Source organism: Telmatobacter sp. DSM 110680 (genome assembly GCF_039994875.1).
Taxonomy (GTDB): domain Bacteria; phylum Acidobacteriota; class Terriglobia; order Terriglobales; family Acidobacteriaceae; genus Telmatobacter.
In genome coordinates this window covers 4,226,762-4,249,168 of record NZ_CP121196.1, presented here as the reverse complement: position 1 = coordinate 4,249,168, position 22,407 = coordinate 4,226,762, and the positions used below count along the sequence as shown (strand labels likewise).

Below are 22,407 nucleotides of genomic sequence, written 5' to 3'. Positions count from 1 at the left end.
TTTTCAGGAAATCGCGGTCAGGTTTTTGCGCAGGGAATCCCAATCGACCCACGGAACAGCATTTTCAATCTCTTCATGAGTGCGCTTCCATACCGGAAGTGCACGTGCCAGCAAGACTCGACCTTTATCGGTGAGAATCAGGACACGACTGCGACGATCGGCTGAGTCAGCCGCAATTCGCACCAGGCCGCGACGTTCCAGCGGCTTAAGGGCAGCAGTCAAGGTAGTCCGATCCATTGCCAGCAGGGAAGCGACAGGACCCATCGGTGGAGGCTCCGGCCTGTTCAGCGACATCAACAGTGAGAACTGCCCATTGGTAAGTTCAAACGGGCGAAGCTCCTCATCGAAGCGTCGGGCCAGGGCACGTGCTGCGCGCTGCACATGGAGACAGAGACACCGGTCCTTGACCATGAGAGTTGTCTCGAAAGGCAGCGTTTTTGTGCTTGACACAAGGCAAGAATAGTTGATATCAACATAATCGTCAAGCTTGGTCCGAAAGACGGGCCTCCCCAACTCCACCGATTCGCCTCAGAGGTCATCCGATGTCCTTTCTCCACGATCTCAAGATTGCTGTTCGTTCTCTGGCTCGCGTTCGCGCACTGTGGTTCACCGTCGCTCTGACCCTCGCCCTTGGAATTGGCGCCAACGCCGCAATCTTCAGCGTGGTGCGTGCGGTGCTTCTGCGCCCACTGGCAAATCGCGATGAGAGCCGCCTGCTGTATCTCCGCCAGAGCGCCCCGGGCATAGGCGTTGAAAATGCGACCTTCTCAATCCCCGAGATTCAAGACATAGGAAGCAAGCTGAAGACGATCCAGGAACTCGGAACCTTCTCGACCATCGATTTCACGGTAGTCGGCTTAGGTACACCACGTGAGATCCCGGCAGGTGTGGTTGATGGGCACTACTTTGAAGTGATGGGTCTGCATCCGGTACTCGGGCGACTGCTCGGTCCCAACGACGACGGACAAAATGCCGCGGGCGCAATTGTGCTGACGTATCACTTCTGGCGGACTTCACTCCACTCCGATCCCAGCGTGTTAGGTAAACAGGTGAGGCTCGAAGGAGCACTGGGAGCACGGTCTGCAACAGTTGTCGGCGTTCTCGAGCCTTCAGTTCCGTATCCCGTGGCAACTGAAATCATCGCCAACATCGTAACCAGTCCGCACCATCTCTCCGCCACCATGGTCACGGGACGCGAGCATCGCATGACTGAGGTCTTCGCCCGACTTGCCCCGGGTGCCACGGTCGACGAGGCCCGAGCCGAGCTTCGCACTGTGCATGCCGCCATGGTGGCTGCGCATCCCGAGGTCTACAAACCTGACGACCATTACCGCATCGACGTAACCCGCATGCACGACCAGATTAATGCACGCGCGAATACCATTTTGTGGGTGCTGTTTGCAGCGTCGGGCTTGCTGTTCGTAATTGCCAGTTCGAATGTGGCTAACCTGGTTCTGGCTCGCACAGTTCGGCGTGAATCAGAATTGGCGGTACGCCTCGCCCTTGGAGCCAGCACACGCGTGATCCGTCGATCGCTTCTTGCTGAGGGACTCGTGCTGTGCGGCAGTGGCGCGATCGCAGCGATCCTGCTGGCAATCCCCATGGTCAGCATTCTTGGCCGTTACGCTTTACGGTTCTCAGTACGAGCCAATGACCTGACACTCGATTTCAGTCTCGTGTGGTTCGGGATCGGGCTCGCCCTTGTTGCTGCGGTATTTCTGGCCTATGTTCCGCGGTTGCCCTCAGCGAATGGGACGCAAGGCGGACTTTCTGCCCGCGGAGCGCGTGCGTCAGGCGGAAGCAGCCGTCGGCTGCGCATCTTCGCCGTTACACAAATCACTGCATCGTTCCTGCTGCTGGCGGGTGCATGCGTACTAATGAAAACCTTGTTCATGCTCGAGCAGACACGCCCGCCATTCGATTCTGCCAATGTGCTCGCGATCAATCTGCCCGTAATGTCGTACGGGAAGACCCCAGAGCAGGTAAGCGAGTTCTACCGTGATGTGCGGGAGCACATTTCTGCACTGCCGGGAATCGAAAATGTGTCGTCTGGTTTCTCCGTTCCCTGGCGCGATGAACAAGGCCTAAACATCGCGTTTACGTTTGCCGCGCAAGGCGCGCGAAGAAATGACGGACAGGACTTCCGCGCAAAGTTCCGTTCGGTTTCACCAGGTTTTTTTGCCACCTTCGGCGTGCCGCTGGTTGCCGGACGTGATTTCAATGACGGCGACAAGGATGGTTCAGAGCGCGTAGTGATCATCAGCCAGAGTCTCGCGAACCTGCTCTACCCCGGGCAGAACCCACTTAACCGCAAGCTACAGTGGACAGACGGTGTGATGAAGTTCATCGGCATCAGCACTGAGCCGCGTCGCATCATTGCCGTTGTCCCGGACTTCGATGATGAGAACATCATCCCCTCGCCGGCCATGACCATATATCAGCCAGTGCTGCAGGAAGGCTGGAATGGCCGGCTCTTTGTGCGAGCACACTCAGACGCGTACGCGCTCCTACCCGCGATCAGCCGCGTGATTCATGAGATGTCTTCAGACCAGCCCGTTGAGAAAGCCAGCACACTCGGCGACATTCGCGCTGAGGTGCTCACTCCAGACAAGCTGAATGCAATCGTCTTCGGCGGATTCGCCGCTGTCGCATTGCTGATTTCGGTGGTAGGTGTCGCCGGCGTACTGGCGTTCTCTGTAAGTAGCCGGACACGCGAATTCGGTATTCGCATGGCGCTGGGGGCGCAACGGCGCAACATTCTTGCCAACGTTCTTGTGGAGGGTCTGGTGATGGCCACGATCGGAGTGACTGCCGGCGTCGTACTGGGTTTTGGTCTCGCCGTAGCAGTAGGGAAGTACATCACCGAAATTCACCAGCCCGGCGCTCTGGCATTCGTTGCATCGGCCTTTACGATACTGGCCGCGGCCGTCGTCGCCTCAGCGGTGCCGGCAGCTCGCGCAGCAAATGTAAATGCTGTGGAGGAACTGCGAGCAGAATGATTAATCGCCGCCTTGATGTGGAGTAGGATGGATCACTTCGTGGCGGCTTCGATCTGCAAACGATAAGGGCCGATGAGGTCGCCGGTCGCGTGGCCAACAGCTGTGAGGGCCACCTGATAGTTGACTCGCGCCTGCAGCAAGGCAAGTTCCGCCTGGGCGAGCTTTTGCTGCGAGTCAAGCACAAAGAAATTGTCTTCCGAGCCAAGTTCAAATTTGCGTTGATCCGCAGCAAGTAACTTCTTCGTAAGATCAAATGACGTATTCGCGGCTGAGAGCGACAGCCGGGCCGCGTCGAGTTGATTGATGGCGTCGCGAACCTGCCTTGTGATGAACTCCTGAACCTGCTGCCGGCTGTACAGGTCGCGCGTCTTCGACACAAGTGCGTTGCCAAGGCGGGCCTGACCAGCGCGGTTGCGCACCGGCAGATTCAGAGTTAGCGTGCCGCCGTATCCGGGGAAGCCGAAGCCAAAGAGCTGTCCAAAGGACGATCCAAAGCCGCCGGGGGACGTGAGCTGGCCGGTAGTCAGATCGTATTGGTTTCCGCCTAGCCCATTGCTTTGATAGAAACCGTTGACCGTCAAATCAGGCTTGAGCTGATTATGCGCGAGCCGAATGGAAAGTTCGTCCCCAGCGAGCGCATCGCCGGCGGCAGCCACCTCAGGCCGTTGACTCAGTGCCTGCGTCAATGCCGCATCGAGTTGCGTTGTTTGCAATTCTCCGGTCGGCTCAGGGTTTTCGCTTAATTCCAGAGGAAGTGCGCGAACCTGCGCATCCTGATCAGCTCCGATAGTCAGACGCAATGCCTCCTCGGCCTGTTGCAGCGCGTAAGCCGCCTGAACCTGTCCCACCCGCCGCGCAGCCACTTCTGATTCCGAACGGCTGATATCGAGCGGAGGTAATGCGCCAAGCTCGAGTGCGCGCTTGTCCCGTTTGAAGCTGACTTCGGCAAGGTCAACCGAACGATTCTGAACCTCGAGAGCACCGCGAGCCTGCACCGCAGCCCAATACTGAATCACAACCTGTTGAATAAGATCGTTGACGTCGGCTTCAAAGCTCCAGCGCGACTGGGATAAAGCTTTGCGTGCAATCTTGATCAGCGCCGTGTTGGCAAAGCGTCCGCGATTGCGAAGAAGTGGCTGCGTGAAATTCAGGTCGAGGTAGGAACTGTAATTAGGATTGAAAAAGTAAAACGAACTGTTTGTGGAGTTGCGCGCACTATAGATCGTAGCCTGCAGATTGGTTCCAGTGGTGAGCATCTGCGTGTACGACACTTGACCGATTTGGTTTAGATTATTCAGAACTCCCGCGCCAGTTTGCCCGACGCCTTGCAACTGATAATAGGCAGGATTAGAAGACCGGCTAATGTTGAGACTGCTCTGGAGCAACGGATCGAAGGGCTGGAATGCTGCCAGCAGTGAGAATTTGTTCGTTTCTATCTGTGTTTCTTCAATCTGAATCTGGCTGTTGTTTTCGAGTGCGAGAAGAATCGCATCACGAAGACCGAGACGAAGTTTCCCATCCTGTATGTAAGCCTTCATGTGGCTGGACGGAGGCAACGTCTGGGAGCGCACGCGCGCGGTAAGCAATCCTTTGTAACTCTCCCCGGGTTGTGCCTGCGCCAGCAATGTGGCGGAGGAAGCAATTGCGAACAGCAATAGAAAACCAAAGCGCATCAATTTCATTCGTTCTCCGCAGTAGCGCCGGTCAATTAAGGCCATACCGCTGCCCCATCTGCTCATTTCCGGCGTTCGTGTTTCCACATCACTCGTAACGAATTGCTTCAACCGGGTCGAGCCGGGCTGCTTTTGTGGCCGGATAAATTCCAAAGACCAGGCCAACCGAAATAGAGACAAGGAAGGCGAGCGCGATGGAACCAAAGGTGACGATTGTTGACCATCCAGCGAGCCACGCGATCGCGCGGGAGATCACAAACCCGAGGACTACTCCGATGCTCCCACCGGCAAAAGAGATCATCGTGGCCTCGACGACAAACTGACGCACAATGTCCGATTGGCGCGCGCCGACCGCTCGCCGCAAGCCAATTTCACGCGTCCGTTCAAGAATGCTGGCCAGCATGATATTCATGATTCCAATTCCGCCGACAAGCAGCGAAATGGAGGCGATCGCCACCATGACGATGCTGAAAAGATGCTCTGTCCGTTTTTGTTCCGCCAGCAGTTCGGCGGGAACCACGATGCTGAAGTCGTCGGCGCCGTGATGCGAGGAGTCGAGAATTGCATGCGTAACTTGTGCCGATTCTGAAACGCTGGCGTTGTCTCCGATCTGCAGATAGAGGCCGTCAATTTCGTCGCGCATATCGCTGTAGCTGTCTTCGAGACGCTGGAATGCCGATTTCAGCGGTACGTAAATAATGTTGTTGGTGTCGACGGCCGGAGTGCCTGCAACTGAGGTTTCAGAGCTCAATTGCGGGTTCACAATGCCGATAACCCTGAACCACTGCTCGTTGACTTTGACGTATTCTCCGAGTGCGTTCGCTGAGCCAAACAGGCTCCAACCGGCCGCGGCGCCAAGTACGCAAACCGGCGCGCCCGAGTCTTCATCCTGCTGATCAAAAAATCTTCCGCCCGATAATTGAAGACCGGCGATTTTCTGGTATGCCGGGTTCACGCCGTAAACAACCGGCATATCCTGCCGGGCCTTTGGAATGATCTTTGAAGGAGTGAGGCGTTTGCGCGGAGTAGATGCAGTCACTCCGCTGACATCATCCAGAATCACGCGGTAGTCCTGTAAGGTGAGGCCAGGCGAGATTTTGCGCAATTTTGAATGCGCCTGCCATTCGACCGTCTCCTTAGCTTCGACGATGAGATTGTGCACCCCCATCTGCTCAATCATCGCCATCACACGCTGGCGGGCCCCCGCGCCGATCGAAAGCATGGCAACAACGGCGGCGACGCCGAAGATCATGCCCAGCATCGTGAGGGCCGACCGCGTGCCGTGCAGCAGCAGATTCTTCCAGCCCAATTCCGCGTCCCGCGTCCATTGCTGAGCCACAGAGACGACGAGCGCCTGCTTTTTTGAATCGAGAATCGGCATCAGGGAGCTCCCATCGTGCTGGACGATCCGCTACCGGCTGGGCCAGTTTTACGTGGCACCGTTGGGTCGAGGAGAGCCACTTGTGTTCCTTCGGCGAGACCCTCAATGACGGCCCGAGTCTCGCTCTCACCCTTGATCTGAACTTCGCGCTGCTGATAGCTGCTGCCCGCTCTGACAAACACAACCCGCTTGCCGTCCTTCATAAACAGAGCCTGGCGTGGAATGGAATTTACCCCCGTTTGACGGGTCCCTTTGAAAACAATCTCTGCGGTCAAACCAGGACGCAGCCCGGGATCGGCGTCGACAAGCTGAATGGTTACGTCGAAATTATGTGCGGATTCACTACTGAAGAACGACTGCATTGCCATTCCCGCGACCGTTTTGACGGTGCCGCGAAACTTCTTTGAAGGTATTGCATCAAATGCCACCTCGACTGGTTCTCCAGCCTTCACGTTGTCATGCTGATCTTCCTGAACATGTGCCGTCAGATTCATTCCGCTAAGGTCGAGTACCTGCACAATCGCGCTGCCTGGCCGAACCTGGTCCCCTGGCCGAAAGTCTGGCAGCGACATGCCGCCAAAGAACATTCCTCCGGTAGCGTCCATGTTCTTCTGGATCGAGACCAGGCCATCCATCGGAGCCGTGACGTGCATGTGATCGAGGTTTTGCTGCGCCTGATCCATCGCGAGCTTTGCCTTGTTGTATTTTTCCTGGGCGAGAAAAATGGAAGCCTGACCGGTAGCCTTGTGAGATTCCACATCCTTTTCGAGTTGCTCTAGAACGCGTCTGTTCTGCTGCAAAGTCAATTCGTGCTTTTGAGCATCGATCTTGCTATCCAATTCCTTCTTCTCGACATCCAGTTCAGCGCGACGGACATCGTAACGAGCCTTGAGCAATGCGACTTTATCTTCCGCTGCCAGCACCAGTGCATCGTCTTTAGCTTTGGTAATCTCCTGCTCGGCCTGCTGCAGTTCTGAGCGGTTCTGATCGAGCTTGTAGTGCTGTTCACTGGGATCAAACTCAATGACAACGTCGCCTTTCTTGATCCGATCACCGGTTTGCGGGAGTCGCGTGATCTGAAGTGCGTCTCCGCCGATGGCGGGTGCTGCCAGCATGCTGGAATGGGCAGCGCTGACCTCGCCGCGCGCGTGCACTTCGATTTCGACGTCGCCCCGCTTCACCAGGGCTAACGGAATCTCATCGGCGCCAGTCAGCGAACTACTTTTGCGATTCATGGCGATCACGGCGCCCACGCCGCACACAACAACGATGCCGAGAATGACCCATATGCCAGTGCGCGACTTCTTCATGGGGCCACCGTCGGGTCTTTTAGTGCCACGCGATCGCCCGGAGCGAGCCCGGAAGAAATCAGAGCGCGGTCACGGCTCCGACGTTCGATCTGGATCGTGCGTTCTGCAAACTTCGAGCCGTTCCATACATAAGCGACCGTACGGCCAGACTTCACGAAAGAAGCTTGCGTGGGAATTGAAATCGAGTTAGGAATGCGGTCGATGATTACCGTGATCTGAACTGTCATTCCGGGCCGCAAGCGTGGATCGTTCTGATCGATAGCCAGATCGAGAGTAAAATTGCGGGGAAACGGCCATCCTGCTGAAAAATCCATAGAGGCGATTGTTCCAATGCTCACGATTTTTCCCGTGAATTGCCGGTCGGCAATGGCGTCGAGTTGCAGCGTCGCAGGCTGCGAAAGATGAAGTCGGCCCCGTTCCACCTCGTCAACGTGCGCAACGATGCGCAGCGACGAGGCATCAGGAAGTTCCGCGATCGGCGCGCCCGACCACACCTGGTCTCCAGCCTTGAATGGGCTTTCAGAGCCGCTGTGCCACACGGGAATCAGAGAAATGGTCCCGTCATTGGGCGCTTTCAAGACCATGGAATCCAGCCCATGGCCTGCGCGCTCTTCGTCGAATTTCGCCTTGCCGCTGGCATGGCGGTATGCATCGACTGTGGCCGTCGTTTTTGCCCGGTCAGCCTTCAGCTTCTCCTCTGCCTGACGCAGTGACTGCTCCGCGTCAGTAACCTTGAGTTGCGATTCTGCGCCGTCGATTTTCGAGAGGATTTCGCTTTTGCTTGCGTCCAGCTTGGTCGATTCAACGTCGAATCGGGCCTTCATCACTGCTGTGGTGTCTTCTTCGTCAGTAAGTTTTCCCTGCGCACGCGCTTGTTCAATCTGAGCATCCGCGGATTTCAAAACCGACTTGTCCTGATCGAGTTCCTGCTTGGTTTTCGAAGGGTCGAACTCCGCCACGACGTCGCCCTTCTTCACCTGGGAACCATCCGGCGAAATCTTGAGGATCTGCAACATGCCGACATCCGGAGGCGCAGAAATGGTGACGGATTTCAGCGCTTTGACGTCGCCGCGGAATTGCAGCACATCTAAAAACTCCGAGCGCTGCACTTGATAGGCAGGCAGATTGGGCTCCCGGCGCGTGGATCGAACATATGCAAACAGTCCGAGACTAGCCGCGAGAAGCAATGCCCCAACGCCGATAGCTCTGCGCTCCTTGATGAGACTGCGCACATTCCACTTCATCGCGAAGCACTCAAATTGCTGGGCTGCTGCGCTGCCTGCACATCGACAGCTGCAGAGAGGTCTGGCATCAGTCTCGGATCCGATCCCTTAACGGAGAATGTCGCAGAGAAATTGCGCATCCGGGCGGAAAAGTCGCCGGGTTTTCCCATCGGATCGATAGATTCAAGCTGGCCTTGCAAAGTGATATCTGGATAAGCATCCAGATGCACTTGTGCCGATTGTCCCAGGGTGAGCTTGGCGAGGTCTTCCTGGTTGACCATCACGTGGACTTCCATCATGGACGGGTCAACAACCTGCATGAAGGGAACGCCCGGCCGTACCTGATCACCCTCTTTCACCTCGCCCATAGTGCCCTCTTTCCAAATCGTGTTCAACACGACGATGCCGTCGATCGGCGAGCGAATCTGCATCTGTGAAGCGTTGGTCTGCGCATGCACCATAACTTCGAGAGTGCGATCCCGCTGGATCTCGAGCACGCGTATCGCCGCCTGAGCGGCCTTACGCTTCAGGTCAAAAGTCTCCTTCAGCTGAGCGAGGGTGGCTTTGGCTTCATCGAGATTTTGACGGGCTTTTTCCGCATCGATCCGGGACATCAATTCGACCTTCTGCATCTCCAGTTCAGCTTTGCTGAGTGCAGTCTCCGCCTGCTCAAGGTCGGTCTCATCTTTAGACTTGGCGGCAATTTCGGCGGCCTGCGCTTCCATGACCTTGCCGTTTTGATCGTCGCTTTGCGCCTTCTTGTCGACAAAATCCTTTAGCTGCGCCTGGCGATCGAACTCGACTAAAAGGTCGCCCTGTTTCACGTGAATGCCACTCGACGCCAGCTTGACAATGGTCAGCGTCCCTACCTGCTGTCCTGCCAATAACGGCGCTAGAATGGCCCGCGAGCGCACCGCCTGAGTCTTGCCCGTGAGCCGGACTGAGGTCTGCGCGGCAGCAGAGTCGTGCGGGTTTGTGTTTGCGGTATGCGTACGAAGCCGCGTGACGGCGACCAGGAGAGCAATGAAGACTGCGAGGAAGGTGACGGCAATGAGCGCCCATCGCTTCATGCGCGGGCGAGACGGAGGCTCGTTGTTCGGGCGAGCTCCTTCGGTTTTTTCAGGTACCGCAATCCCGCTATTCACTCGAGCCCACTTCAAGAGAAGGTGAATAATGGCGAACCAGCTTGCTTCCGCTCTTCAAGAGTTGCCCCAACTATACCCCAAGGGGCATACCCTCGCTAGAATCAGCAAGGCTAAAGCACATCATTGAGCGTGTTGAAACGAAACAGCTTGTTTTAATAGACGGGCGACAACACAATTCCGCTCCATTTAGGTTGCAGGTTCTTTACGAGTCTGCGCAGAGCTTTGGAGCGAGCGTCAGTGCAGCTTGGGCCTTGAAGAGCTCTCAATTGTTGTCTCACGTCACTTTCGAGGTAAAACCAAGCAGGTAAACCGGTTTTTCTGAGATCGAATGGGCCACGGAAAGAGCCGGAAAAGGGTCGGCTCAACCATCCCCTGCCACACATTCTTTTAAAACTTGTTGAAAGGGGAAACGATTCCATGTTAATTTGAAACAACTTTTCACTGGATGCTCTCAATCCCCCGGGGGTCCAGTTCACACAACGCGGCAAACAACCGCTCCTGCATTTTTTGGGTAATCAACCTCGTTTTTAGCGACAGAAATTCGACAAGTCTCCCCCGAATGAAGTGGCAAGTGCAGTACACACCTTTTCTCGTAGATTCGACGATTAAGCTCACAAGCTCGTCGCTCGACTACGAATTTGTGTGGACGAGGCAGCACACTTCGCCGATCAAGGAGAACCCTGAGCTGTTCAGTCTCGCAAAGATGTAATTCGAGGTAATACTGACTTTTCTTGCATCGTTTTTTTGTAGGCGTTCAACGGAAAAAATGTAGACCAAGTTCCCCAAATTCCAGGTCTCAAAGTTCTATCACTTGAAGCAACAAAGAACATCGCCATACAGATGAGCGATGTCATTCATTTCGGCTTTCCAGAAAGACCGGTAGTGAGTTACCAGGAGTTCCTCTGCCGGGTTAGACGCTGTTCATAAAAGTTTGTCACGCGGTCGGCTTTTTGAAAGATCCCGTGTTCCTAAGCGGGACCAAATCTTAACCTTTGAAGGAGCGGTTTGATGACGCAACTTGGATGTAGATTCCCCTTGCGGGCAATCGCGTTTCTCATGCTTATCTGCTTAAGCGTGTCTGTCGCGTTTGCACAGGCCACCAACACCGGCACCGTAACCGGTACGGTTACCGATCAAAGCGGCGCAGTCGTTCCTGAGGCAACTGTGATTCTCACAGATACCTCCACCAACGCGGAACGTACGACCGTCACCAGCCACACCGGTCAGTATGTCTTCGTCAACGTCGGGCCGGGCTCCTACAACATCACCGCCAGCAAGACCGGATTCGAAATTGCCAAACTCAGCGGTCAAACAGTACAGGTCGGCACTCAAAGCACCGCGAACTTCAAACTAACTGTAGGCAGCGCGCAGCAGACCGTCGAAGTGCAGGCAGCCGGAACCGACCTGCAAACCCTCAACGCAACCGTCGGCAGCACTGTTGAGCAAGAGGCGATCGCTCAACTTCCCAGTCTCCTCCACGATGCCGGAACCTTTACAACTCTGCAGGTAGGCGTCAGCCCTGATGGCAGCGTCGCCGGCACAGTCGTTGACCAGAGCACCTTCTCACTCGACGGCGGAAACAACACCAATGACATGGACGGCAGCATGTCCGTCTACACAGGATCGTTTGCGGGCGACCCGACAGGAATCGCCAACCAGAACCGCAACGTCGCAGCAGGCGCAACTGGTGTGCTGCCCACGCCCTCAGACAGCGTTGAAGAGTTCAAGGTGAACGCCACCAACCAGACCGCCGACTTTAACAACTCCGCCGGCGCGCAGGTTGAAGTCGTGACCAAACGCGGAACAAACAGATGGCACGGTACCGGCTACGAGTACTACCTCGACAACAACTTTAGCGCCAACACATGGGATAACAACGACCCTGCTAATTACACGCCGCCTCCCGACTACCACTACAGCAAGTTCGGTTTTGGAGCGGGCGGACCCATCCTTCCACACTTCATCGGTGGCAAGACCTATCTCTTTGCGCTTTACCAGGGATATCGCTACCCAAATTCTGAAGTGTACAGACGGCCCGTGCCATCGCCGAATATGCGCAATGGCATCGTCAGCTTTGGCGGAGTGACATATGATTTGGCCGCTCTCGATCCGCGCCACATCGGTATCAACCCGGTCGTTCAGCAAATGTGGAACAAATACGAACCGGCAGGAACCCCTGGTTGCCCGCACATTCCAAGCGCAACATGCGACGGAGTTAACGAATACGAGTTCACGGGTACCTTGGCTCTCCCGACAAAGGACAACTTCCTCGTAGGCCGCTTGGACCACGATTTTGGCGATAAGTGGCACTTCATGACCAGCTATCGCTACTACAAGCTCGTCCAGGCCTCGACTAGCCAGATCGATATCGGCGGATTCTTCAAGGGCGACACACTGGGCAAGCCGACTTCCGTCGCCTCCCGTCCGCAACAGCCTTGGTATTACGTGGCAGGACTGACGACGAACATCACGACGAAACTGACAAACGATTTCCACTACAGCTATCTGCGCAACTACTGGTCATGGTCTGATCAGAATGCGCCACCGCAGATCGCGGGACTGGGCGGAGCCTTGGAGCCATTCGGCGAAACCGGCAGTCCGCTCGCACCCTTCAACGTCAACACGCAGAACGTCCGCACGCGCTTCTGGGACGGTCAGGACCAGTTCTACCGGGATGACTTGACTCTGGTAAAAGGCAACCACCTCATCACATTCGGTGGCCAATACCAGCACAACTACAACTTCCATCAGCGCTCAGACAATGGCGGTGGCATCAACTTCACTCCCACCTATCAACTCGGACAGAGTGGTGGAACGGGCGTCGGAAACCTCGACCTTTCGGGGCCGGGGGATTTGGAGGCCAATGGCTATCCATCTGGGTCGAAGGCTGGCCGTGTAGCGGCAGCAGCTCTTGGAATTGTGACCGCGGCGCAGGTGGCGTATACCCGTCAGGGCCCGACGCTGGCCCTGAACCCGCCCCTGACCCACGCATTCGATCAAAGCACCATCCCTTATTACAACGTGTATTTCAGCGACACCTGGCATATGAAGCCCTCCTTCACCCTGAGCTACGGCATGGGGTGGACCCTGGAGATGCCCCCGACCGAAGCCTCCGGCAAGCAGACCGTACTTGTTGACGCGGCAGACGAACCAGTGAAGACCCTGGATTATCTCACCCAGAAAAAGGCCGCCGCGTTGAAGGGTCAGGTCTACAACCCTGAACTCGGCTTTGCCCTCGTCGGCAACGTCGGAAACGGAAACAAGTACCCCTATAATCCCTTCTACGGCTCATTCAGTCCTCGCGTCGGCGTGGCCTGGAATCCGCATTTTGCCGAAGACAGTATTGGAAGCAAGATCTTCGGACATGAAGGCACCGTTATTCGCGGTGGCTACGGCCGTGTCTACGGTCGTCTTAATGGCGTTGATCTGGTGCTCGTGCCACTGCTCGGTGTTGGCTTGATCCAGCCGGTGCAATGCACACAGGCTCTCGCCAGCGGACAATGCGGTCCCGCCAATCCGACCGGTACTACCGCTTTCCGAATCGGTGTGGATGGAAACACTGCACCTCTCGCTCCGGCTAGCCCTACATTGCCGCAACCCGTCTATCCGGGCTACAACAATTCCGAGAGTTCGGCGGCTGAAGGCCTCGATCCAAACTTCCGGCCCAATGTCTCCGACACCTTCGACTTCACCATCCAGCGCCAGATCAACCGCAATAACACTCTCGAAGTTGGCTATATCGGGCGCATCATCAAGCACGAATACCAGCCGGTGGATCTCAACGTTGTTCCTTACATGATGGTTCAGGGCGGACAGGACTTCAAAACCGCCTATGCCAACTTGGAAAAGGCTCTCGGTTGCGATCAGTCGACTGCAGCATGCAACAACGCAACGATGCCCTCAAGCGTCACGCCACAGCCATTCTTCGAAACCGCGCTGGCAGGGTCGACATACTGCAATGGCTACGCTAGCTGCACCGCTGCTGTAATGGCCAATGAATTCGGCAACCTCCAAACCCAGGCGGTCTGGAGCCTCTGGTCAGATCTCGACAACGGGATCTTCAACTTCAATGCCACGCAAGGGCCCTCGATGATGAACAATGGCGTTGTTAACGCCGCCATCAATCACCCTGCCATTGCGTCGAGTGGTCTCGCTCTCAACGCCAGCATCGGCTATGGCAACTACAACGGCGCCTTCATTACCTTGACCACGCAGAACTTCCACGGGCTGCTGATGCATAACAACTTCACCTTCAGCAAGGCTCTTGGTACGGGCGCATTTGTCCAGGCCACCAGCGAATACACACCCAACGACGCCTTTGACCTCTCGAAGATGTATGGGGTGCAGGCGTTCAACCGCAAGTTCGTCTACAACTCCTACATGGTGTACCAGCCAACAATCTTCAAGGGTCAGCAGGGCATCCTCGGTCGCGTCGCCGGTGGATGGTCGTTTGCCCCTATCTTCACCGCAGGCAGCGGCGAGCCGGTCTACTGCGACACGCAGACCGACGGCCAATCCTTTGGCTCATCCGATGCCAACAACTACTTCTCCAACGAACAGTGCGTCTTTACCAGCAAGTACAACGGCGGCAATTCCTCGCACTACAACGTCGCGGGTTCGAATGGAGTGGGAACGGCCACCGCAGGCACGGGCAACCGAGCCGTCAACCTGTTCGCAAATCCCGAAGCAGTTTGGGACCAGGTTCGTGCACCCATCCTGGGCATCGACGCCAAGAACCCTGGAGTTGGTCCCATCGTCGGAACACCCTACTGGAACGTCGACATGAGCGTGGAAAAGAGCGTCAAGGTCTGGGAGAGCGTCGCACTCAAGTTCTCCGTGATCTTCACCAACGTCTTTAACCACGACGTTCTCGCCGATCCGGCAATGACCCTCTACGACTCATCCACCTGGGGCGCACAGACCTCGCAAGCCAACAGCCCTCGCAAGATGGAGTTTGGCATGCGCGCCAGCTTCTAAACCTCACCTCAACCTGAAAGGCCGGGAGACTATTCTCCCGGCCTTTTCCTTTGTGGGAGAGTGGCGGGTTCGAAACATCGTATCCAAAATGTTACTGTTCATAGAATCTCCATGAGACCTCAAATTCTCGTTCACTTGTTTCTATGCCTTCCAGTTGCTATGCTGGCCCAGCAATCAGCGCGTGTTTCAAATGACACGGCGCCCTATAAGCAACCAACGCTCCCCATCGACGATCGTGTGCGCGACTTGATCAAGCGGATGACTGTCGAAGAAAAGGCGCGCCAACTCGACATGTACGCCGGCGTGCCGGACCTCGTTGATAAGGCTCTCGACAAGACACATGTCGCGCCGGAGGCAAAATTCCAAACCCACAATGCCGAAAAACTGTTCGGATTGTTGGGAGTGGGCAGCGTGCACGATCTCTATCCCAGTGCCGAATTCTCGAATGAAATTCAGCGCTGGACAATCGAGCACTCAAGGCTCGGCATCCCTGCTCTCTTCATTGAAGAAGGCCTGCATGGATACAACGACGGCACCGTCTTTCCCGCTCCCATCAATCTTGCTGCCACCTGGGACCCCGCACTGGCGCACAGCACCGCAGCAGCAATTGCGGCCGAGATGCGCGCAGCGGGCGTGGATATGGTGCTTGCCCCGGTGCTCGACGTGGCACGGGAACCACGATGGGGCCGCGTTGAAGAAGACTTCGGCGAAGATCCATACCTCACAGGAATACTGGGGCTGGCCTATGTTCAAGGCGCCCAGGGCGAATCGCTAAGCAGCGACCATTCCGTCATTGCGGAGCCGAAGCACTTCGTGGGTCACGGCTCTCCCGAAAGTGGGCTTAATACTTCTCCGGTGCACATCGGCGAACGGGAACTTCGCACGATCATGCTGAAGTCGTTCGAGCCTGCAATTCAGGAGGGCCACGCGATGGGAGTGATGGCGGCATATCACGAAATAGACGGCGTTCCAGTCGCATCCGATCCCGATATCTTCACTACCATTCTGCGCGGAGAGTGCGGATTCAAAGGGTTCGTGCTTTCCGACCTCGGCGCGATCCGGCGTCTGTGGGAGGATCACCACACCGCCGCGAATGCCAAGGATGCTATCGTGCAGGCGATCAATGCCGGCGTTGATATGCAGTTCTATGATTTCAGCCACGAGGAATTTCAGAACGCAATCATCTCCGGATGTGAGGACCACACACTCCGACCCGAAGCATTGGATCGCGCAGTTTCTTCCGTACTTCGCGCCAAGTTCGCACTCGGGCTCTTCGATCACCCTTACGTAGATACATCGCTGACTGCTCGTACGAAGCGCAGCAAAGAACATCTGGCAATTTCTCTGCAGTCGGCACGCGAATCAATGACACTCCTGAAAAACGATGGCCATCTTTTGCCGCTATCAAAGACGGTGAAACGAGTTGCCTTGATCGGCCCGAATGCCGCCATTGCTCGCTATGGGGATTACGAAGACGAGAAGAACGGACAACGCATTAGTATTGCCGACGGTTTGCGTTCAATCCTTCCCAGCGCCACACTGGTGGTAAACGACGGCTCCGACATTCAAAGAGCCGTAGAGGCCGCTAAGGAATCCGAGATCGCCATCCTTGCTTTGGGCGAGTATCAGGGAATCTCCGGAGAAGGATTCGACAGGCAGAGTCTGGATCTTCCCGGAAATCAGCAGCCGCTGCTTGAAGCGATTATTGCAACCGGCAAGCCCGTAGTTCTCGTCCTGCAAAACGGTCGCCCCCTCACCATCCCGTGGGCGGCTGAACATGTCCCCGCGATCCTGGAAGCCTGGTACCCCGGCGAATATGGTGGTCAGGCCGTCGCAGAAACCCTCTTCGGCGACAACAATCCGGGCGGAAAGCTCACCATCACCTTTCCACGAAGCCTCGGTCAACTCCCAGACTTCTACAATTTCGATCCATCGAAAACCAATAAGTATGTGGATGGGGATCGAAAGCCCCAGTTTCCCTTCGGATTTGGCCTCAGCTTTACGAGTTTCGAATACAGCCAGTTGTCTGTACAAACGCCGACATCCGGGAGCAGGGAAGACCTTGTCGTGCACGTGACTGTGACCAATACCGGAAACAGGGAAGGCGACGAGGTCGCGCAGTTGTACCTGCATCATGACGTGAGCAGCGTTGAGGTGGCGGACCGAGCGCTGAAAGGTTTTTCTCGTGTCCATCTCAAGCCGGGCGAATCAAGGCAGCTGGAATTCCATCTGAAGCGCGATGACCTTGCGGTGTGGGCCCGCAATCATCAATGGGTCGTGGAGCCGGGCAGCTACACGGTATTCGCGGGAGGCTCTTCGGATGCAACTCTCTCTGCGAAGTTCACCATTTCCAAATGAACAGATACCTACGAACCAGGGACGAAAGTTAGGATTGCAGTTATTCCTATGATGTTTGCGGAGCTTCCTGTTGAAAGTCTATCTGGTTGACGGAACGTACGAACTCTTTCGGCACTACTTTGCCATGCCAAAGGCCCGCGATGCACAGGGCCGCGAAGTTGGAGCCGTCCGCGGCGTGCTTGCATCGCTTCTGGGCATGATGCGCGAAGGTGTTACCCACATTGGCGTTGCCACCGATCACGTAATCGAGTCGTTTCGCAACAACCTTTGGGCCGGATACAAGACCGGGGAAGGCGTCGAACCTGATCTGCTGTCCCAGTTTCCGATCCTCGAAGAAGTCCTCGCCGCAGCGGGCATCGTTGTGTGGCCGATGGTGGAGTTTGAAGCCGACGACGCTCTCGCCGCAGCCGCAGCACTTGCCACTAAAGACTCTCGTGTCGAGCAGGTGGTCATCTGTACTCCAGACAAGGACCTGGCCCAATGCGTGCAAGGATCGCACGTGGTCCAGTTAGTTCGGCGCACGAAAGTTGTTATCGATGAAGCGGGCGTTGTAGCCAAATTCGGCGTCTCTCCCGCATCGATTCCGGACTATCTCGCGCTGGTTGGCGATTCGGCAGACGGCTATCCGGGTCTTCCTGGCTGGGGAGCAAAGTCCTCTGCGGCTGTATTGTCCCGGTTTGGCCACATCGAGTCCATCCCGGCGGCGTCTCACGACTGGCATGTAAATGTGCTGAACTCGGCTTCGCTGGCATCAACGCTGGAACGTGAACGAGACCTCGCGCTTCTCTTCAGGAAGCTCGCGACACTAAGGACAGACATCCCTCTCTTTGACAACGTGGACCGTCTACGCTGGACCGGACCGCAAGCAAGTTTCGACGCAATCGGCCACCTACTCGACAAAGCCGTAACCGAAAAGAAGCCAAAGACCGACACCATCCAGACCGGCCGCGCACGTCGAACAAAACAGCCCGGCAAAATCTAAACGAGGACCGCGCAAGCTGTTATCAGCGCTATTGGATGTATTGCTCCGGCAACACTGCAGCAGATGCTGGCGGAAACTGTGATGGCATCGAGCCAAGAGAAGTATTGGGCGCATCACCCATCACCAGTTCCAGCGTTCCGCCATTCGCGATCTCTGCATGCCGAAACCACACCTGTTCAAGGGGACGGCCATTGAGTCGAATGCTTTGCACATACTTATTGCTGCGCGAATTGTTACGAGCGACGATCACAACGTCCTTTCCATTTTTCAGGTGAATCGTAGCCTTATCGAACACTGGACTGCCAATGTCATAAACCGGAATGCCGGGCGTGACTGGATAGAAGCCAAGCATAGAAAAAACTGCGAATGCACTCATGCCGCCGCCGTCCTCGTCCCCCGGAATCCCCTCTAGCTCATCGGTGAAGAACGACTCCAGCAGCATGCGCACGCGCTTCTGCGTCTTCCATGGAGCGCCGAGCCGGTTATAGATGTACGGAATGTCGAAGCTCGGTTCATTTCCCATTGAAAACTGTCCGACCATCGATGTGGAATCCGGAAACTTCGCCTGAAACTCATATTTCGATCGGTCCAGCGGCTCGCGAAAGAGTTGATCCAGATTTTTTTCTGCGTTCGTCGTCCCACCCATCAACTCGATCAATCCGCCAAAATCATGCGGCACATCCCAGGTGTAGGTGTACCCATTATTTTCGTCGTAGTAATCGCGGCCGCCCATTCCGCCGTCGAACTTCGGATCAAGTGGCTCAATCCACTTTCCCTCGGCGTCCTTCGGCCACATCATTCCCTTGTCGGCGCGAAATAAATTTTTGAAATTCGCAGCCCGCTTTAGAAATAGCTGCTCATCGCCCGGTTTCTTTAATTCCCGAGCGAGTTGCGCAATATTCCAGTCGTCGAAACTGTTTTCAAGCGTGACCGGAACCGGCTGACGCTTTTCGAAAGGATGCACCTGCGGGAACGTCTCTTTCTCGCCGTGCCGCAACGCCGGCATATATCCGTGCTCGTTATAAAAATCATCCAACGGACTTTTCGGCCCGAGGCGCCACGGAAGCAGCGTCATCTCCAGCGAACGCTTGCGCACGCCCGCATAAGCCGTCGGCAAATCGAAATTACGCACCCCCTTGAACCATGCATCCGCAAGCCACGGCGCAGCATGATTGCCGTTCATACATGCGTAGTTTCCTGTGAGAATTGCGAACGTAGGCATCACGCCCGATTGCTGGTACATGCGCACATACGACTGGATCTTGTCCGCTTCCATCTCTGGATTCAGCAGCGTCTGCAGCGGCTCGAGCGCTCTGTACGTATCCCAAAGCCAGTTGTCGACATAGAACGGCCGCGCATCTTCATGCACCTTATGATCGAAAGCGCTGTAATAGTGCCCATCCTCGGTGATGTTAATCATGCGTTCGAAGCAGCGGTAAAGTGCGGTGTAGAAAACCTTGCGTTGCGCCTCCGTCCCGCCTTCAACCGCGATCTGGCCAAGCGTCTCGTTCCATCGTTTCTTTCCAGCTTCCTTGACGCTTTCAAGGCCCCACTCTGGGATCTCCCGTGCAAGATTTCTCTTTGCCTGCTCGACGCTGATGAACGAAATGCCGTAGCGGAACTCCATCACCTTGGAACTGCTTGAAACGATCAGCCGCGACTTATCTTCTATCGTCTCTGTCTTGGTTTGCACTGGTTCCCGAAATTCCCCATAAACATAAGCCGCCATATCATTAAAGCGTTCTTCGCCGGTAACTGCGACTGCTCCTTCCATGTGCAAACTTCCAGTAAGACGATTCGCAAGCATCAACGAAGCATGGCCCGCTGGAAAAGTCATGCGAAAATAGCCGCAACGCTCTGTCGTCGAAAACTCCGTTTGAATACGCGAATCGCCCAGTCGCACGGAGTAGTAATACGGCGTCGTCACCTCCTGGTCCCACGTGGCGGCCTTTCCGCTCTCCCCAGGCATCAGGCTGAACAATTCTTGAATCCGATGAGAGTTGATCGTCAGCGGAAACGACTCGATCTGGTCATCCATTGCATCTGATCGAATCGGGTACACCCGGATCATGCTGTTGGGCATGTACACCGCCGGACGTGTAGGCACAAGAAGAACGCCGACATTTCCAATCGTCGGATCAACGTATTCCACCTGCGCAGGCGCTAGCATCGCAGCCGTTGCCAGGATGACGGTGAGCGTGACCTTCAGCACAACCGCAAATTGTTTATACCAACCTTTTGTGACCGTATTGCGGAGCCCTGTCATCATGTCGATTCCGTCCCTCAACACCATATGGATCTCTCCGTTCAACCCTGTTTCTTGAGCAGGATCCAGCATAGCCGAAGCCTCATCTGTGCGGACGATTTCCGCACTCGTTGCGCTCTTCGCTCTACGATTCGTAGGCGCGATTAGCTTCCGCCGCAACTCGCTGAGATAAACTCCGAACAGGCTACCCCACCGCTGCAATTCAAAAGCCCCCATGCATCCAGTCATTCAGGTTTCCGGCATCCGAAAGGCCTACGGCACGACCATAGCCGTCGAGGAAGCGTCTTTCGTCGTTAACGAAGGAGAAATCTTCGGTCTAATCGGCCCCAATGGCGCGGGAAAAACCACCACCATGGAATGTGTCGAAGGGGTTCGCAAGCCTGACCGCGGCACTATCGCCGTCCTCGGTCTCGATCCCGTCCGCCAGGCCTACATGCTCCAGGAGCGCATTGGCGTTCAACTTCAACAGGCGCAGCTACAGAAAAGAATCAAAGTCTGGGAAGCGGTCGACCTCTGGGCGTCGCTCTATCGCAAGAAAGCCGTCGATGGCGAACGCCTGCTCGAACAGTTAGGTCTCGCCGACAAGCGCAACTCCTGGTTTATGGATCTCTCCGGGGGCCAGAAACAACGGCTGTTCATCGCACTGGCATTGATCAACGATCCTGAAGTGGTGTTTCTCGACGAGTTGACAACCGGCCTTGATCCACAGGCCCGTCGAGCCATCTGGGACTTGGTTCGCGGCATCCGCGACCGCGGCAAGACGGTCTTCCTCACCACGCACCTAATGGAAGAAGCCGAACGACTCTGCGACCGCGTCGCCATCATGGAACATGGCCGGATCATCGAGATAGACACGCCGGAGAAGATCGTAGCTCGTCATTGTCCGCAGAGAACGGTCGTCATGGATACAGACAACGTCCAGGCGCAGCAGCGCTTTCAGCAGATCCCCGGAGTAGAGTCGGTAAGTTGCAATGGCAAACGCTACACGATCAGCGGCACTGGAGACGACTTTGTCACCGAAGTGATTCATTGCCTTTCGGACAATCAGATTCGCGTTACGGATTTCCGAACCATTCTCCCCAACCTTGAGGACGTCTTTCTAAAGCTCACCGGCCATTCAATACGCGAGTAGGGAAAAGACATGATGCTTCGTGGACTGTCGAAACTGATCTGGATCGAAATGAAAGTATTCATGCGCGAACCGCTTGGCGCCATGGGAACTGTTCTTTTTCCCGTGCTGATCTTCATGGTGCTGCGTCGCATTACTTACCACCGGGTAGGGCCTTCTTCCATACCGGGTGGTGGACTTTCCGGTGCCGGGATCCCGGTCTTCGTATCACTTCTCATCGTCATCAGCGCCGTGCTCTCGATGGTCACCATCATCTCCATCTATCGCGAAAGCGGCATCCTTAAACGTCTCAGGGCCACTCCTTTGCGCCCGTACACCATTCTGGCAGCCCACGTGATTGTGAAACTCATGCTCACGGCGGCGACGCTTATTCTGATGGTCCTGGCAGGCAGACATTACTTTCCTCCTGGCGCACACGTTCCATGGCTATCCTTCACCGCGGCGCTCATGATCAGTACCTGCAGCATTCTTTCGGTTGGCTTCATCATCGCCAGCATTGTTCCCACGGCACGCTTTGCGCAGCCGATCGGTGCGCTCATTCTGTATCCAATGATCGCGATATCGGGATTGTTTGTGCCGCTTTCCGTTCTTCCGCCCGCGCTTAACACTGTCGCACGCGCCCTGCCGCTCACCTACGCCGTCAGCTTGCTGAAAGGGATTTGGAATGGCGAAGGCTGGTCTACCCACACGAGCGATGTCGCCGCGATGGTCATATTCTTTATTTTGTGCACAGCTCTGTCTTCCAGGATCTTTCGCTGGGAGTAACCCCGCATCGTAGGGGTCTGATCCCGTAGATTCGCGCCGGCTCTTGTCTGTCACTCAGGGATAGCAGGAATGTTTAAACCACGCAAGCTCGTTTGCGCTCTTCCTTTTTGGCTCTCGTCGCATCCCTATCGGCCCGGACTGGTGATTTACCAAGCTCATCGATTCCGGTGAGGACTCTCAAGATGGAATCGTAGTTTCT

At 55.8% G+C, this 22,407-nt stretch carries 14 protein-coding genes; 7 read left to right on the top strand and 7 right to left on the bottom strand.

Annotated elements, in window-relative coordinates:
• Positions 1-3: 3 nt before the first annotated feature.
• The gene (locus tag P8935_RS17560; protein ID WP_348261598.1) at positions 4-411 is read right to left on the bottom strand and encodes a MarR family transcriptional regulator; all 408 of its coding nucleotides are present in this window, start codon (positions 409-411) and stop codon (positions 4-6) included.
• Positions 412-542: 131 nt separating this feature from the next.
• Between P8935_RS17560 and P8935_RS17555 the strand changes: the two genes are divergently transcribed.
• Entirely contained in the window at positions 543-2,999 is a 2,457-nt protein-coding gene (locus P8935_RS17555) for an ADOP family duplicated permease (RefSeq protein ID WP_348261597.1), read from the top strand.
• A gap of 32 nt (positions 3,000-3,031) precedes the next feature.
• Here P8935_RS17555 and P8935_RS17550 read toward each other — a convergent pair whose 3' ends face one another.
• The 5 genes from P8935_RS17550 to P8935_RS17530 form a co-directional block, all read right to left on the bottom strand.
• Positions 3,032-4,681: a TolC family protein gene (locus P8935_RS17550; RefSeq protein WP_348261596.1), complete on the bottom strand. Its 1,650-nt coding sequence runs from the start codon at positions 4,679-4,681 to the stop codon at positions 3,032-3,034.
• A gap of 79 nt (positions 4,682-4,760) precedes the next feature.
• A complete protein-coding gene (locus tag P8935_RS17545) occupies positions 4,761-6,053 on the bottom strand; it encodes an ABC transporter permease (protein WP_348261595.1) in 1,293 nt (430 codons plus the stop codon).
• On the bottom strand, positions 6,053-7,363 hold the full coding sequence (locus P8935_RS17540) for an efflux RND transporter periplasmic adaptor subunit (RefSeq protein ID WP_348261594.1): 1,311 nt from the start codon (positions 7,361-7,363) through the stop codon (positions 6,053-6,055). Before P8935_RS17540 ends, P8935_RS17545 begins: the two co-directional genes overlap by 1 nt.
• Positions 7,360-8,607 (bottom strand): HlyD family efflux transporter periplasmic adaptor subunit, encoded by a 1,248-nt coding sequence (locus P8935_RS17535; protein ID WP_348261593.1) that lies wholly within the window; start codon positions 8,605-8,607, stop codon positions 7,360-7,362. The genes P8935_RS17540 and P8935_RS17535 overlap by 4 nt, the downstream gene beginning before the upstream one ends.
• Complete coding sequence (locus P8935_RS17530; RefSeq protein WP_348261592.1) at positions 8,604-9,731, bottom strand: HlyD family efflux transporter periplasmic adaptor subunit; 1,128 nt, start codon at positions 9,729-9,731, stop codon at positions 8,604-8,606. The genes P8935_RS17535 and P8935_RS17530 overlap by 4 nt, the downstream gene beginning before the upstream one ends.
• Positions 9,732-10,290: 559 nt before the next feature.
• On the opposite strand from P8935_RS17530, the gene P8935_RS17525 reads away from it, so the two are divergent.
• The 4 genes from P8935_RS17525 to P8935_RS17510 all read left to right on the top strand — a co-directional run bounded on the left by P8935_RS17525 (position 10,291) and on the right by P8935_RS17510 (position 18,048).
• Positions 10,291-10,440 carry a hypothetical protein gene (locus P8935_RS17525; protein WP_348261591.1) on the top strand — a complete coding sequence of 50 codons (150 nt, stop codon included), beginning with the start codon at positions 10,291-10,293 and terminating at the stop codon, positions 10,438-10,440.
• Positions 10,441-10,787: 347 nt separating this feature from the next.
• A complete protein-coding gene (locus P8935_RS17520) occupies positions 10,788-14,708 on the top strand; it encodes a carboxypeptidase-like regulatory domain-containing protein (protein ID WP_348261590.1) in 3,921 nt (1,306 codons plus the stop codon).
• A gap of 111 nt (positions 14,709-14,819) precedes the next feature.
• A complete protein-coding gene (locus P8935_RS17515) occupies positions 14,820-17,066 on the top strand; it encodes a glycoside hydrolase family 3 N-terminal domain-containing protein (protein WP_348261589.1) in 2,247 nt (748 codons plus the stop codon).
• 70 nt (positions 17,067-17,136) lie between these two features.
• The gene (locus tag P8935_RS17510) at positions 17,137-18,048 is read left to right on the top strand and encodes a 5'-3' exonuclease H3TH domain-containing protein (RefSeq protein ID WP_348261588.1); all 912 of its coding nucleotides are present in this window, start codon (positions 17,137-17,139) and stop codon (positions 18,046-18,048) included.
• Positions 18,049-18,076: 28 nt separating this feature from the next.
• Here the strand turns inward: P8935_RS17510 and P8935_RS17505 are convergent, their stop codons facing one another.
• Positions 18,077-20,542 carry a GH92 family glycosyl hydrolase gene (locus tag P8935_RS17505; protein ID WP_348261587.1) on the bottom strand — a complete coding sequence of 822 codons (2,466 nt, stop codon included), beginning with the start codon at positions 20,540-20,542 and terminating at the stop codon, positions 18,077-18,079.
• Between P8935_RS17505 and P8935_RS17500 the strand changes: the two genes are divergently transcribed.
• Together P8935_RS17500 and P8935_RS17495 are read left to right on the top strand one after the other, a co-directional pair.
• A complete protein-coding gene (locus tag P8935_RS17500) occupies positions 20,529-21,446 on the top strand; it encodes an ABC transporter ATP-binding protein (protein ID WP_348261586.1) in 918 nt (305 codons plus the stop codon). The two genes, P8935_RS17505 and P8935_RS17500, sit on opposite strands and share 14 nt — an antisense overlap.
• A gap of 9 nt (positions 21,447-21,455) precedes the next feature.
• Entirely contained in the window at positions 21,456-22,208 is a 753-nt protein-coding gene (locus P8935_RS17495; RefSeq protein ID WP_348261585.1) for an ABC transporter permease, read from the top strand.
• The last annotated feature ends 199 nt before the right edge of the window (positions 22,209-22,407 follow it).